Source organism: Desulforegula conservatrix Mb1Pa, assembly GCF_000426225.1.
GTDB lineage: Bacteria > Desulfobacterota > Desulfobacteria > Desulfobacterales > Desulforegulaceae > Desulforegula > Desulforegula conservatrix.
This window is the reverse complement of the sequence record NZ_AUEY01000014.1, coordinates 1-15,111: the sequence shown is the minus strand read 5'-3', so window position 1 is coordinate 15,111 and position 15,111 is coordinate 1. Positions and strand designations below refer to the sequence as shown.

General features: G+C 40.9%; 10 protein-coding genes. 4 read left to right on the top strand and 6 right to left on the bottom strand.

Annotated features, from left to right (window positions below; genetic code table 11):
- Window positions 1-6: 6 nt before the first annotated feature.
- The gene (gene fdhF / locus K245_RS27180; protein WP_084156163.1) at window positions 7-2,724 is read right to left on the bottom strand and encodes a formate dehydrogenase subunit alpha; all 2,718 of its coding nucleotides are present in this window, start codon (window positions 2,722-2,724) and stop codon (window positions 7-9) included.
- The gene (locus K245_RS0107355; RefSeq protein WP_035276728.1) at window positions 2,724-4,223 is read right to left on the bottom strand and encodes a sensor domain-containing diguanylate cyclase; all 1,500 of its coding nucleotides are present in this window, start codon (window positions 4,221-4,223) and stop codon (window positions 2,724-2,726) included. The genes fdhF and K245_RS0107355 overlap by 1 nt, the downstream gene beginning before the upstream one ends.
- 637 nt (window positions 4,224-4,860) lie before the next feature.
- Here K245_RS0107355 and K245_RS0107345 point away from each other — a divergent pair.
- Window positions 4,861-5,784 carry a DMT family transporter gene (locus tag K245_RS0107345; protein WP_027358766.1) on the top strand — a complete coding sequence of 308 codons (924 nt, stop codon included), beginning with the start codon at window positions 4,861-4,863 and terminating at the stop codon, window positions 5,782-5,784.
- 596 nt (window positions 5,785-6,380) lie between these two features.
- Here the strand turns inward: K245_RS0107345 and K245_RS0107330 are convergent.
- The 3 genes from K245_RS0107330 to K245_RS23515 all read right to left on the bottom strand — a co-directional run bounded on the left by K245_RS0107330 (window position 6,381) and on the right by K245_RS23515 (window position 10,368).
- The gene (locus K245_RS0107330; protein ID WP_027358765.1) at window positions 6,381-8,063 is read right to left on the bottom strand and encodes a fibronectin type III domain-containing protein; all 1,683 of its coding nucleotides are present in this window, start codon (window positions 8,061-8,063) and stop codon (window positions 6,381-6,383) included.
- Between the two features lie 147 nt (window positions 8,064-8,210).
- Window positions 8,211-9,065: an MBL fold metallo-hydrolase gene (locus K245_RS23520; protein WP_051283962.1), complete on the bottom strand. Its 855-nt coding sequence runs from the start codon at window positions 9,063-9,065 to the stop codon at window positions 8,211-8,213.
- A 1-nt stretch (window position 9,066) separates the two neighbouring features.
- A complete protein-coding gene (locus K245_RS23515) occupies window positions 9,067-10,368 on the bottom strand; it encodes an NAD(P)/FAD-dependent oxidoreductase (protein ID WP_084156162.1) in 1,302 nt (433 codons plus the stop codon).
- 371 nt (window positions 10,369-10,739) lie between these two features.
- Here K245_RS23515 and htpX point away from each other — a divergent pair, with 371 nt between their 5' ends.
- On the top strand, window positions 10,740-11,684 hold the full coding sequence (gene htpX / locus K245_RS0107310) for a zinc metalloprotease HtpX (protein WP_332248659.1): 945 nt from the start codon (window positions 10,740-10,742) through the stop codon (window positions 11,682-11,684).
- 250 nt (window positions 11,685-11,934) lie between these two features.
- On the opposite strand, the gene K245_RS23510 is transcribed toward htpX, so the two are convergent.
- The gene (locus K245_RS23510) at window positions 11,935-13,185 is read right to left on the bottom strand and encodes a S8 family peptidase (RefSeq protein WP_051283960.1); all 1,251 of its coding nucleotides are present in this window, start codon (window positions 13,183-13,185) and stop codon (window positions 11,935-11,937) included.
- Window positions 13,186-13,435: 250 nt separating this feature from the next.
- Here K245_RS23510 and K245_RS0107300 point away from each other — a divergent pair, with 250 nt between their 5' ends.
- Both K245_RS0107300 and K245_RS0107295 read left to right on the top strand, forming a co-directional pair.
- The gene (locus K245_RS0107300; RefSeq protein ID WP_051283959.1) at window positions 13,436-14,551 is read left to right on the top strand and encodes a polysaccharide deacetylase family protein; all 1,116 of its coding nucleotides are present in this window, start codon (window positions 13,436-13,438) and stop codon (window positions 14,549-14,551) included.
- 365 nt (window positions 14,552-14,916) lie between these two features.
- Window positions 14,917-15,111 (top strand): helix-turn-helix domain-containing protein (locus K245_RS0107295; RefSeq protein WP_027358762.1); only part of this gene is annotated, 195 nt, incomplete at its 3' end.

The following is a 15,111-nucleotide window of genomic DNA, read 5'->3' as shown; positions in this document are numbered from 1 at the left end:
TGGTTGTTATTGCTTTTGTTTCTTTTCGATTTTAACGGCACAGGCTTTGTATTCTGCGGTGAAACTGACAGGATCATAAACTGGATTTGTCAGCCAGTTGGCGCATGTTTCCCTGAAATGGAAGCTCATCCAGAGCATTCCAGCAGGGACTTCATCCGTAATTCTTGCGTTTATGCTGACTTTGCCTCGTCTTGAAATAACGTTGATTCTGTCTCCTGATTTTATTCCAAGTTTTTCTGCGTCTTTAACTGAAATATCCGCAGTTTCCTCAGGCATGAGTTCATCAAGTCCGGCGCATCTTCCTGTCTGGGTTCTTGTGTGATAGTGGTACAGTCTTCTGCCTGTGCTTAGCATGAAAGGATATTCGCTATCCGGAACTTCAGCAGGAGGAGTCCATTCAACAGGCGTGAATATTCCAAGCCCGCATGTGAAGCGGCCTTCTTTATGCAATATGCATACGCCGGGATGTTCTTCATCCGGGCATGGCCACTGAAGGCCATTTTTTTCAAGCCTTTTGTATTTTATTCCTTTTAACTGGGGAGCAAGTTCGGTAACCTCATTATCCCATATCTCACTGGCACTGTCTGATTCCCAATTATGGCCGAATCTTTTTGCAATCTCCTTGAAAATCCACCAGTTTGGCATTGCAATTCCAGGAGGATTACTTGCTGTTCTTACCCTGCTTACCCTTCTTTCGCTGTTTGTGAAAGTTCCGTCATTCTCACTCCATGCGGCTGCAGGAAGCACAACGTGGGCGAAGCGGGCTGTCTCTGTCATGAAAATATCCTGACAAACAAGAAATTCTGCGGAAGACAGGTTCTTTTCAACTTTTCTTATATCAGGCTCTGAATTGGCAAGATTTTCGCCAAAGACATAGAAAGCCTTTATTGATCCAGTTGAAAGAGCTTCAATAATTTGGGGAATCATGATGCCTTTTTTATCAGGAAGACCAGTAACACCCCATGCTTTTTCAAATTTATCCCTTGATCCCTTGTTCGTGACTGACTGGTAACCCGGGAATATTCCAGGCAGTGCGCCCATATCGCAAGCTCCCTGAACATTATTCTGGCCACGCAGAGGATTTACTCCTCCACATTCAATGCCCATGTTTCCAAGAAGCATCTGAAGATTGGCAATGGCAAAAACATTATTTGTGCCGCAGGTATGCTCGGTTATTCCAAGAGTATAGCAGAGCATAAAAGGTTTTACAGAAGCAATTTTTCTTGCGACCTTGACTATGAGCTGGGGCGATATTCCGCATATTTCAGCCGATCTTTTTGGTGTGTAGGATTCAACATTTTCCTTAATATCGTTTAATCCGATGGTGCATGAATCGACAAATTTTCTGTCATAAAGTTCTTCACTTATTATGACGTGCATGAGGCCATTTAAAAACGCAATGTCAGTCCCGACTTTTAGCGGTACATGAATTGAAGCAAAATCCACAAGCGCATGACGCCTCGGATCCACAACAATCATTTCAGCTCCTGCCATTACAGCATTTTTGACAAAAGTTGCCGCAACAGGATGGGCTTCGGTCATGTTTGAACCTATGACCATGAACATTTTGGCTCTGGCAAATTCATTAAATGAGTTTGTCATGGCGCCTGAACCGAAAGCTGTCGCCAGACCGGCGACTGTGGGAGCGTGTCAGGTTCGGGCGCAGTTATCTATGTTGTTCGTGCCAAAAACAGACCTGAATAGTTTCTGCATCTGGTAAGAATCTTCGTTTATGCTCCTTGAGCAGCTGATGCCTGCCACAGAATCAGCCCCATGTTTTTCAATAATTTGCTTGAATTTTGATGCAACAAGGTCAAGAGCCTCGTCCCATGACGCCTCTCTGAAACTATCCTTTTCGCGTATAAGAGGGGTTTTCAGTCTTTCTTCCGAATAAATAAAATCATAACCGAATCTGCCTTTTACGCAGAGTCTGCCCATGTTTGGCTGGGCGTCATCTACTCCTGTAACCCTGAATATCTTTCCATCCATGACATGCAGCCATACCTGACATCCGACTCCGCAGTAAGGGCAGGTTGATCTTATTTTTGTTTTTTTGGAGGACTGCTTGATTTCATTTATTGATTTTTTTTCTTTTAACGCACCAACAGGACAAGCTTGGACGCATTCACCGCAGAAAACGCATTTTGAATCTGTAAGTGTTTTATTGGCTCCTGCAATTATTCTGCTTTTTATTCCCCTGAATCCGAATCCTATAGCATTGTTCACCTGGAAATCATTGCATGCCTGCACGCATCTTCCGCAAAGTATGCATTTTGACATATCCCTGATTATCATCGGATTGTCAGTCTCTGGCTGTATTTCAGCCCTGTCAGATCTTTTGAATCTTTTGGGGTCGGCCTTATATTTTTCGGCCAGATTTTTCAGCATGCAGTCGTCATTTGCTCCGGCACATTCTCCTGTGTCGCAGTCATGTTTTCCTGATGCAAGCATAAGTTCTAGAACCATTTTTCTGGCATTCTTAACTTTTTGAGATTCAGTCTGAATAATCATACCTTCAGAAGCTGGAGTGCAGCATGATGCAGCAAGATTTTTCATTCCTTCTACTTCCACAACGCAGATCCTGCATGCTCCGGTCGGAGTTGCTCCCTTGAGATGGCATAATGTGGGTATACCTATTCCATTTTCCCGAGCTATTTCGAGGATTGTCATTCCTGCTTCGAAAGCAATCTCTTTACCATTTATGTTTATAGCATTAGTCGACATTAATGAACCTCCTCACTGTCCTGGGATTCCATTACAGATATATTCTTGCCCTTTGATTTGGCCGTATATAGAGCCTCGTCCGCACGTTTTACAATGGTGTCCATGGTATCATTGTCTCTAAATTCGGCAACACCGCAGCTTATGCTTATGCTCAGATCCTCACCTGGCATTGATTCTGCGTATTCGGAAAATCTTGTCTGGGCTATGCATTCCCTTATTCTTTCAGCCATGTATATGGCACCCTTTTTGTCGCTGTAAGTGAGGATGATGAATTCATCCCCGCCCCACCTGACAAAAACATCTGTTTTTCTTATGCAGGTCTGGGTGATGTTCGATATGTCAACCAGGATCTTATCTCCATAAAGATGGCCAAGGCTGTCGTTAAGTGTTTTGAATCTGTCTATGTCATAAAGAATGATTGAAAAATGTCTTTTTTCCCTTCTGAAGGTATAAACAGCCATTTCAAATTGCCTGTCAAACTCTCTTCTGTTGCAGGCTCCAGTGAGTTTGTCCGTAATAGCAAGAATTTCAAGATTTTTCTGGAAAATATTAATGGTAAAAACGATTAGAATAATAACAATCAGAGTAATGGACAGGCCGATAAGAAGATTGGTTGCAAAATTCTGTCTGATTTCTGTCATGGAGCCTGTTTCGTTATGTTCAACCATAAGAAACCAGTTGAATTCAGGTATGTATCTTACAAGAAGAAGTATATGCTTGCCATTTTTGTCAAACTCGTAAAAGGTCCCGGATGTATCACTTTCTGTTTTCTTTTCAAGTATCTTGTCCGCAATTTCCCCAAGTCCTTCAAGATTCTGGATTTTGACTTTTTCGACCAGACTTTTATCTTCATGAACCTGTATTGTTCCTTTGTCATCAACAAGATAGATTTCCTTATTATAGTTATGGCCGTACTTTTTCAGGGAATTAGCAACGCTCTCAAGCTTGAGGCCGACTCCGGTAACTCCCAGCAAATTTCCGGAGCTGTCATTCAGTCTGTGATTTATAAATATTGTGAGGGTCCCGTCAGCTGCTTCATCAGTATCTACATCAAGAACATATTCCTTGTTAGTTGCTTTAAATGCGTAATACCAGACATCATGGGCGTCTTCTTTGCTGATTTTTTTCTGAATACCTTTGAAATGATAGTAATTGCCCGTATTTTCTGAAACCAGGAAAACCGAGAAAAAACCGTATTTATCCCTTATTTCTTTAAGATAACTAGTGATTTTTGATATGTCTTTTTCACCTTCCATACTCCAGTCTTTAAGGAAGGTGTCATTGGCCATGAGAGATGATATAAAGATCGGTCTGATCAGATCCTGCTGTATTTCAGAATAGATATTATTGCTTGTAAGTGGGAGGGCACTGTTTACAAGATTATCCCTGACAGTGTTTCTTGAAATCTTGTAGTTGAGGAAATTGATTAGAAAAAAGCCCAAAAAAAGGATTAATGTCACCGCTGTGATGAGCTTTGTTTTGTGTCCAGTTTTTTTCAAAATGTTTTCCTTTATCTTTTATAGCCTTTCCAGCACGACAGATGCTATCTATCCGTCAAAAAATACAGATTCTCATTATCCGGGAGGCGTATATAAATATGCGCTTTATTATTGGGGGGGATTATTTAAAAATCTTTCTCTTTTTATACTATTTAGCAAAAAAATTAAAAATGAATTTAATATTTAAAAATGATTTAGCTGTTTCATAAAGGTCTTTTTTATCCTATACGGGACAACGGCCAATGGCGATTGACAACTTTAAACTAAGGCTTTGTTAGTGTTAAAAAAGGCCTATTAGTAGGTAGGATTAGAGCGTTCTTTGCTTGTAATCCGACATTGATCAGAATGCCGACGGGTCGCTTTTTGAATAAAGCTCAGCAAAAACTTTCAGGTAGTTAAACAGTGCATACACAGCTTTAGGGCATTTGCGCCTGATAAAATAAAACATAAAGTTTTTTAGGGGACTCAAGGAAATTTTTGCAAAAAGCCCCCAAGATCCAGAATAGCAAAAAGGTTTATTATATAGCTTTTCAACATCTAAGGGCACATAGCCTAAACTAATGACTATTCGGTTTTTTTTGATTAGATTGCTAAAACCTGCTTTTACAAGTTTTTTAGAAATTTCATAGGGGTTGTTTTGAAAGACCTTTCAAGCCGCGTTAAGGACGTCAGGGGCTACGGTTGTGTGATTCTTGCCGCCGCACTCTGGGCAAGCAGCGGATCATTCTCGAAGTATCTTTTTACAAAGGGGAGCATCACCACATTTGATCTTGTTCAGGCAAGAATAACTCTTGCCAGTATATTTCTTTTTTTGATTATTTTTTTTACGGACAGATCAAAGTTGCGTATATCCAGGAAATCAATTGGTTATTTTTTCTGGCTTGGTTTCGTCGGCATGGCTCTGGTTCAGTTTACCTACCTTTATGCCATAAGCAAGATCAACGTGGCATCTGCAATTCTTATACAGTATCTTGCCCCTGCATTCATTGCCATTTTTTTTCTTATGACTGGGAGAGAAAAGATCAGCAGGATAACGGTAGCAGCTCTTCTCATGTCTATCTCAGGATGTTTTTTTGTCGCTGCTGGCAAGAAATTAGGGCTTGGAGATATGAACAAGGCAGGAGTGATTTCAGCACTTTGCTCAGCTTTGACATTTGCCTTTTATTCTGTGAAGGGCGAAGAAGGGATGAAAAAATATGATCCTTCCACTGTGCTTTTGTATGCACTCATTTTTGCGGCAGCTGCATGGAATATTTTCAGATTCCCTTTTTCCTGGGTCTCATCCGACCTTGATATGTTGAGTGTGGCGGCAATTATTTATATCGCTGTGATGGGCACTATTGTTCCATTTCTTCTTTATTTTTGGGGCATAAAAATGATCAGACCCACAAACGCATGCATAACAGCCACAATCGAGCCAATCATCGCAGGCATTATTTCATGGCTCCTTGTTGGCGAAAAAATGGATGCGGTTCAGATATCCGGAGGCGTTCTTGTCATTTGCTCTGTTGTTCTGCTTCAACTTAAATCAGCGTCTGTTAATAAACCATCTTACCCGTAAAAACAAAACTCATGCCCTGTTCTTTTGGCTATGATCCAGCAAAAATTGATGGACTTGCAAAAAGTCAAAAAATGGCGGCGGCGTAAAGCCGGACTTGATTCGGCATCTTTGTATTTTCAGATACTTCTGGATTCCGGCTTGCGCCGGAATGACGGAAACGGATTTTTTGCGACCTTGTCAATTTCCATAGGTGGCCTGAAAAGGGAAGAGAGTCTTTCTTTTTGATGTAAATAGGATAACAGAGCGTCTTGCCGGGGCGTTGGTCATGGTTGGCTTTGTTGTATTGTATGGAACTGTGTGGTGACCTTAAGCCACGATGGTGGGCAATGCCCACCATACAACTCTAAAAATGCGAAAGGCTATTTATTCTTTTTCTTTTCAAGCTTTTCCTGCTTTTTCTCTTTTTGTGTCTTCAGAGGTTTTTTCTTTTCATCTTTTTTTGTATCTTGTGATTTTGCCATGGGTTTTCTCCTTTTTAAAAGCCGATTGAAAATCAGCCAAGATCAATAGTGTATATTATTATTGTGGGCTTCTGCCCTTGGTCTGAAGTGTTATTTAGAACATATCAAAAAAAAATAATCATGTGATTAATGATATCAGAATCTGTAGAAAAGACCTGCGTTCAGCATTACTCCGCCAAGGTCTGTGTCATTGTCGCCGAATCTGCTTACTGCCGAATATTTTGACTCTAAAATCAGTCCTGCACCTTCAAACATTTCACTCTGGGTAAAAAGCTTTAGTCCTCCTTTTACAAACCATCCCGAAACTGTCCCGTCATTGGATTTGAAATAATCATCTGAAGGATCTTCGTTTACATACCACAGTTCTCCTCCAAGGCCTCCGAAAATGCTGACAAAAGGCATTACTTCATATTCATATTGGGCTCCGATGGATACAGGGATAAGGGTGAGCTCGGTTTTAACCCCTGTTTCTTCACCTGACACAGTTACTGCGTATCCTGATTTCCACATATAACCTGCTTCAATGTCAGCAAGTATATTGTCGCAAATTTTGCGCTCATAAAGAATAGTGACTGGAGAGCTGCTGTTGTCATAAACGTCTTCATAAAGGCTTTCTGAAGGTTTGAAATATCCCCATTTTAAAGCAATTGTATTGTTTCCATCAATAGCTGCGGCAGGACTGACCGGAGCCAAAATCCCTGCTATTACCGCAACCATTATTACCGCCCTGTATTTTTTGAAAAAATCTGCAGCTATGAAAAGAATTGCCGCCATAATGCCGAGTGCCGCAACTGCGTCTTTTCTGGCGTCCGATGATGAAACAAAACAACCGCTGAAGGAACTGTCATCGCTGAGAAGTGTTTTGGATTTTTCGATCACGACTTTTTTTTCGGCAGAATATCCACTTTCATTATTATAGTAATCATAGGCCGTTGCCACAAAATAGTAGGTGACGTTCTGGGTCAGTCCCGTAATTGTTGTGCTTGTGCCTGTCCCTATATCAATTGGTACGCTGTCGTAAACTCCTGGATTTGTTCCATACAGTATTTTGGTTCCTTTTATGTCGGCAAGTCCTGGAACAGGATGTTTGATTTTTATGGTTATGGATTCTGTGCCTGCTATGCCTGCAAAAGTAATTTCAGGAGCAGGAGGAGCTAATGTGTCAGGGGTAGTGTCTGCGGCGATTTCACTCGTTTTGTCAGATTCCTGACGGTCTGTATTTACAGATGTAAGAGCAAAGAAATATCTTTTGCCTGATTCAAGTCCTCCCACCTCAAAAGCACTTAAATTTGCCCCTTCTGTCTCTGCTTTTGAAGAATAATGTCCTGCAGAAGTTCCGTAATAGACCCTGTAGAAAAGAAGATCCGATTCTGTGTCTTCTTTCCATGTAAGAGTTATGGACGTGTCTGTTATTGAATCAAGACTCTGTATTTTGAAATTTTCCGGGGTAGGTGGCTTTGACGGCCCTGTTCCTGTTGTTGCGTTTACTGTTGTTGAATTGCTGCTTGTCTCACTTCCTATATAGGCTGCCACGGCAAAATAATAGGTCGTCAGAGGTTCAAGGTTTTCAAACTTGTATGAAGTAGTGTTTTTACCAGTAACCTCTTTTGATGTAGTCAGAGACGTTGATGAAGTTCCGTAGCTGATTTTATAGCCTTCAGTGCTGTCTGTATTTGCGGTCCATTTAACCGTGATGCTTGTTCCAGATACTTCGAGTGAAACTCCCTGGGGAATTGAAGGTGTCGCAGCAAGGGCGTATCCTGATAATAAAAGTAATAAGGCAAAAGCAAGTAGATTTGATTTAATTAAATGTCTCAACTTTATCTCCTGATCCCTGGTTTTTCTATAAATATCTGGGCAAAATTTGAAGTGTCAGTGTTGTTCATTTCAGCCATCAAGATCCACTGCTTTTGCAGATTAGAACAGATATGCTGAAGATATTCTATATCACCGGAACTTATATATTTAATGATAATCAATTTCAATGTTATTCAGCCCCATATCTCTTTGTTTTTCAAAGGAGCTGTAGGCCGAGGCTATAATATTCTCCAGACTTGCATTTCCAAAAGATATGAATTTGACAATCGAAGCTTCTCGCAGACCCAATTCTTTTGTTGCCGTTTTTAATGGTATTCCTTTTTTCCAGATTTCCTGGCATTTTCCGTAAAGATCTTCCATGAAGGAAAGTTTAATACCCAAGGCTTTTTTTCCATTTTTAAGCACAGGATTATGTCCGCAGAAAAGTGTGTCAAAATCAAGATTGATCGCTTTTCTCAGAGATTCGATCTGATCAGTGATCTGTTCGTCTGATCTGAAATATTTTATTTTATTTCCAAGATAAAGATCACCTGAAAAAAGCCATCCCCTGTCTTTGACAAGGTAAACGGTATGATCCTTGGCGTGACCTGGAGTGTATATATTTTCAAATCTGTAATTTCCATGCTCGATATATTCCGGAAGAGCTTCTACTTCGCATCTTGAGGCTCTCCCCCAAACAAGATACTGATAAGGCATGATTCGTCTGCCCGAAATCATTTTGGCCGATGTCAGTTCATGCCCTGAAACCATTGCTCCTAATTTTTTCTGGATATCACCTGCGTTGCCTGCATGGTCTTCATGGTGGTGAGTCAGTAGAACTCTGCTGATTTTATGGATAGATGCTATTTCAAGCGCCTCTTTTTTCATATGAGGCTGGCCCGTGTCTATCATGACGTTATCTATGACATACAGGCAGACTGTCATAAGCGGATTACCGACCGGTGACCAACCCAACCTGTAAATTGATACTGATTCAAACTCTGATTTATTCTTAAGTCTCATTTTACGGTTTCTTCATCTGATGTATCGACTGGTCAACTATACGGCATTTATGAGTATAGAACTCCCAGTCCTGATTATATATTATTCTGGCACCCTTTTTATTTGTCATATACGATATCATCCATTTTATGAATATCATAATCCTGTTGTTAAATCCGGTTATGAAGTAGATGTGTACAAAAAGCCATGTCAACCAAGCAGGGAAACCAGAAATTGTCAATCTTCCTATTTCTACAATAGCCCTGCTTTTGCCTATGGTTGCCATCTGTCCTTTGTCGAAGTAGGAGAAATCTTTTCTTTTTTTGCCTTTGATATCATTTAGGATGTTTTTGGCTATGCATTCTCCCTGCTGTATCGCTACAGGTGAAAGGCACGGAAGGGGAGAACCTGTTTGGTGCGAGAAGCTTGCCTGATCTCCTGCAACAAAAGCATTGCTGAAGCCAGGAACAGACAAATCTTTTTCGATAATTATTCTGCCCTGCTTATCAAGCTCAAAACCTATCTTATAGTTGAGCTCAGGCGCTTTTATCCCGGCAGCCCATATAACTGTTCCTGCGTCAATTCTTTCATTGCCGATTTCAACGCCTTTATCGCTAACCTTGGTTACCATGCTTGAAGTCCATACCTGGACTCCAAGGTTTTCAAGATCCCTTGTTGCTATGCTGCTAAGTGCTTCAGGAAAAGACGATAAAATTCTTGGCCCCGCCTCTATTAACACTACCCTGGTAAGTTTCGGGTCTATGTTTCTGAAGTCCTTAGAAAGCGCAAACCTGCTCATTTCTCCAATTGCTCCCGCAAGCTCAACGCCTGTGGGACCGCCTCCCACAACTGCAAAAGTCAGATTTTTTTTCCTTTTTGAAACATCGGTCTGTCTTTCAGCTTCTTCAAATGCAGTCAGTATCCTTCTTCTGATTTCAACTGCCTGCTCAAGGGTTTTTAGGCCTGGAGCGAAAGGTTCCCACTCATCATGTCCGAAATAGGCATGCTTTGCTCCGCAGCAAAGAATGAGGTAGTCATATGATAATTCGGAAAAATTTGTTGTGATCTTTTGATTATTAAAGTCAATATTATCGACTGTTTCCTGAAGAATATAGATGTTTTTAAATCTGGAAAGAATGCTTCTTATAGGGACTGCAATATCAGACTCGCTAAGTCCTGAAGTTGCCACCTGGTATAATAGTGGCTGGAAAAGGTGGTGATTTGATTTGTCAATCAGAGTCACCTTTACATCCTTTGATTTGCCAAGAACCTTGGCTGCTTTAAGCCCTGCGAAACCTCCTCCTACTATAACAACATGTCTCATAATAGATCCCTTTCCTGAGGGTTATGCACTTTAGAAGTTTGGTATTGTTTGAGTATTTTCATGAATTAAGACAGGCTTAAAAAACCTTGGCTTTGTGAAATCAGAATTATTTTTGATGAACTCGCAAAAAGTCAAAAAAAGGCATCGACGTCATGTCTGGCTTGATCCGGTATCCATTAATTTCAGTCAATTCTGGATTCCGGCCTGCGCCGGAATGACGGCAATAGGATTTTTTGCGACCTTGTCATTTTTAAGATAACCTATTATTAGTGATCTTGAAAAATCTTTTTTATGAGTTAGCTTAATTCGCAATACTAAAATCAAATTCAATTTCAGAATAATATCATAATTACATAAATATACGGAGATTCATGATGAACAACAGAATTAAGACAGCAATACTGCTTGCAGCCCTTACCGCCTTTATTATCTGGATTGGCGGAATGCTGGGAGGCAGATCGGGAATGATAATAGCTCTTTTTATGGCTGGTGTCATGAATTTTGTCTCGTACTGGTTTTCTGACAAGATAGTTCTTAAAATGTACAGAGCGACTGAGGTTGATCAGACAAATGCGCCTGATCTTATGAGAATGGTAAAGGATCTTTCCGCCTCAGCAGGTCTTCCGGTTCCAAAGGTTTATATAATTCCCGGTGATGCTCCCAATGCTTTTGCAACAGGCAGAAATCCCGAAAATGCAGCTGTTGCGGTAACAGAAGGAATAGTAAGACTCCTTGAGCCTGACGAACTGGCCGGAGTAATCGGGCATGAGCTTGGGCATATAAAAAACAGGGATATTCTGATAGGGACTGTAGCAGCGACAATGGCAGGAGCAATTATGATGCTTGCCAGCATGGCCAAGTGGGGAGCTTTTCTTGGTGCTGGCAGAGATGATGAAGAGGGCGGCGGACTTGGTTTTATAGGTATCATACTAATGAGTATACTTGCACCAATCGGTGCAACCCTCATTCAGATGGCCATATCAAGATCCCGTGAGTATCTTGCGGATGATGCCGGAGCCGAGATATGCGGCAGCAGATTTGGCCTTGCAAGGGCTCTTGAAAAGCTTACTACTTATAATCAAAAAATACATATGGATGCCCAGCCAGCAACTGCCCATATGTTTATTGTTAATCCCCTTTCTGGAAATGCGGTTTTTAACCTTTTTTCAACTCACCCTCCAATAGAAGAAAGAATTGCAAGGCTTCGCGGCGGAGCAAGGCCAGAAGCAAAAACTGAAACCAGGTTTGAGGACAATCAAAAGGGTGAAGCAAATAGAAACGGAAATGCTGAAAATATGTGGGACAAGTTCAGATAGATTGACGTGTTCGCAAATTCTTTAAAGAGCCCAGGCTTTCTTTATGGCCTGGGCGCATATTGTGCCAGAGACATAAATTTAAGCTCCTTATAGATTATAGATTGAATTAGTCAGAAAGCTATTGGGCAAATAAATCCAAATCGATGATTATTCAAGAAACTCAGATACTTGTTCAAATAGCAAACCATCAGAAATAAAGTGAGGGGAATTTGCCAACAAATCCCCCACACTATTTTTTAAACAACTTTCTTTATAACCCGGCAGCGTTCAATAAAGGTTCATGATAATTATCTGGATCACCTGTGAATCCGCCAGTCTCTCCCTGATCTATTCCATGATTTATCAGGGCTGCTTTTACGTCAGCAGGTGATAATCCTGGATTATTATCAATATATAGGGCTGCAGCACCGGCAACATGTGGCGCCGCCATGCTTGTTCCGCTTATTATCTTATATCCGCCGCCTTTCCATGTGGAATTTATGCTGACTCCAGGTGCCGCAATATCTACATCAGCCCCATAATTACTGAATGTAGCGAAGGTATCATCAGGACCGTAATAAGTATCAGGACCGCCGCCTCCTGGTTGACCATTGGAATCAGCGATAGCTGAAACTGTTATGACAGACTTATAAGCTGCTGGAACACTGTTCTTTGCATCTGTGCTTTCATTTCCAGCCGCCACAGCATATGTAATTCCAGCTGCCACAGAATTATCTATGGCTTGTCTGAGTGTTGAGTCCGTATCTGTGCCTGTTCCGCTAAGACTCATATTTGCTACTTTGATAATCCCAGCACGTGCTGTAACCCAGTCGATCCCGGCAATAACTCCTGACCATGTGCCTGAACCATTTTTATCAAGCACCTTGACTGCCCATAATCTTGCGCCAGGAGCCACGCCAACAACCCCGATGTCGTTGTCTTTGGCTCCAATGATACCGGCAACATGGGTTCCGTGGCCATTATCATCATCAGCCCCAGTCCTTGTCCTTATGAAGGTCACACTGCGTTCTATACTGACATTCAGATCCGGATGATCAAGATCAATTCCTGTATCAAGCACGGCTACGTCAATATCAACTGGACGAAGAGTTGTATTGAGATCTGCATTTATTCTTTTAATTCCAGTGGGCAGAACCTGTCCAGCCGGTGGTGGTGCTGGCCCAGGCTTTGCCTTTGCTTCAAAAGATCCAGAAGCATGAATCAAACGGTCTGGATCTATAAAGCTTACCCTCGGATCAGATCTCAGTTTTTCGAGCCTTTGTTCAGGGATATAGGCTGAAAACCCTTTTAAAGCATGTGTATAAATATGGCCTATTCCTAAGCCGTGTATTCTTGCCATTTCATTTGCGGTTTCAGGCAGGGATTTATCAATATTATCATTCAGAACCACTATATAATGATCAGGTACAATTCCAGAATACAGGTTTTCCGAAGCCTCAACCGAAAAAGCAAACAGCAGAATAACCGCGATTGCCGATAAGATAATTTTCAGGAGTTTCATAGTAGTCTCCTTTTAAAAATAGTTTTCTTCTATAATATAATTAAGCATTTATTTTGTATGCGTCCATCATACTCATGTTTATCGTTATTATTCTTTGAATCAGAGTTTCAGGCAAATCCGCACGAACATATTGCCTTTTAAAAGCCATAAATGTAGATTTCTAAGAAATCTGAAAATCAAACGAATATTTCAGATAACAATTTATAAAAAAGTTCTCAAAAATTGAGGAAAATCACTGAAAACATTCATCTTGGGATTAATACTATCTATTACGGCCAATATTGCTTTTGCATATGGCCCAACTTCCATAGCGCTTTCAGACAGATCTCTATGGCCAGAAAAAATTTCGGACGCTGAGAGCTTCGACCGTGCATCGCTTGCTGAAATTCTTGTTTTTACGAGTGTCTTCAATGAAAAAGAAATAATGGGACAGGATTACCTTGGGAAATGGCTGAACATTAACTCGGTCAGTATGGATTCAGTCAAAAAATGGAGAGAAAAGACAGCTGCCATCCTTTTTCAGAATTATAAAATTGCGGCTGCATCGTGCCCCAAAGATGATTTCATGTGTTCAAAGTCGGTCAAAAGCTTCAAAGATCTTTCAGAAGTGGCCAAAGGCATTGGCTCAAAAATTCCAGCAAGTTATAAATCATGGTACGAGAATTCCAGAGCCTTTCATGAAGCCTATATCCACGAACAATACAGGCTTGCCGCGCTTTTTCCTGAAACCACCAGCGAGATTGGAAAACTTAGCGAAGATGAAATTAATGGATTTGAAATGAAGGATAAAAACTTCATTCTGACATTTGATGATGGCCCTTCAGAACTACCTGGAACTACAGACAAACTTATTGAAATGCTGAATAAAGAAAAAAAGACCGCCATTTTTTTCATGCTTGGAACAAATCTGAAACAGAGACTTAAAACCAAGCCTAAAACCGAGCTGAGCGCAATCTATAAGGGAATGACTGTGGCATCCCACGGAATGGAGCACAAGTCCCACTCAACATGGCCTAATTGGAAAAACTCCCTGGACGATACAGCCCTATTGCTGCAAAACACCTTTGGAGAAAGCTATTCGCCGCTGTTTAGGCCACCATATGGAAAGAGAAGTCAGGAATTGCTGGCTTACGCAAAATCAAAGGGCATCAGGACAATGCTCTGGAATATCGATTCCCAGGACTGGAACAACAAAATATCTGCGGCTCAGGTCTCAGACAGGGTACTAACTCTGATGCTGCTCTGGAGACATGGGATTATTCTTTTCCATGATATTCATGACAAGGCGGTTAAGGCCCTGCCGGTAATGTTCGACAAAATCAAAGATTCTGAAATCAATTGGATTGATTATAGCACTCGGCATTAATACTAAAGGCTAAGCTCCCCTTAGATGTTGAAAAGTGAAAAAATAAACTTTTTTGTAATTCTGGATCTTGTGTAACTTCTTTTAAAAAGTTCCCCTACCCCCTCAAAAACTTAATGTTTTTATTATTATCAGACGCGAATATCCTAAAGTTGTTTATGCACTGTTTATTTACCTGAAAGTTTTTGCGGAGCTTTTTTTAAAAAGCGACCCGTTGGAGGCCGTTCTTTTATTTAAAATATTAGTTAGTTATTGAAATAATAAATCATTCCTAAATTAACGGGAACATAGAGCTGGTCTGGAAAAATTGGACAGCCATTTAAGTGAAAATCTGCTTTATTAGAACATCAAAAAAAAGGAGCAGAAGAATGGCAAAAGGAATCAGAAGAAATCACGGACCAGCATTCAAGGCTAAAGTGGCGTTAGCGGCTTTGAAGGGAGACAAAACCCTCTCGGAATTATCCGATCAGTTTGGTGTGCATTCCAATCAGATATCAGCCTGGAAGAAAGAGCTTGAACAGAATGCCTCAGAACTGTTTGATCGTGGAAAAAGGAATGATGAA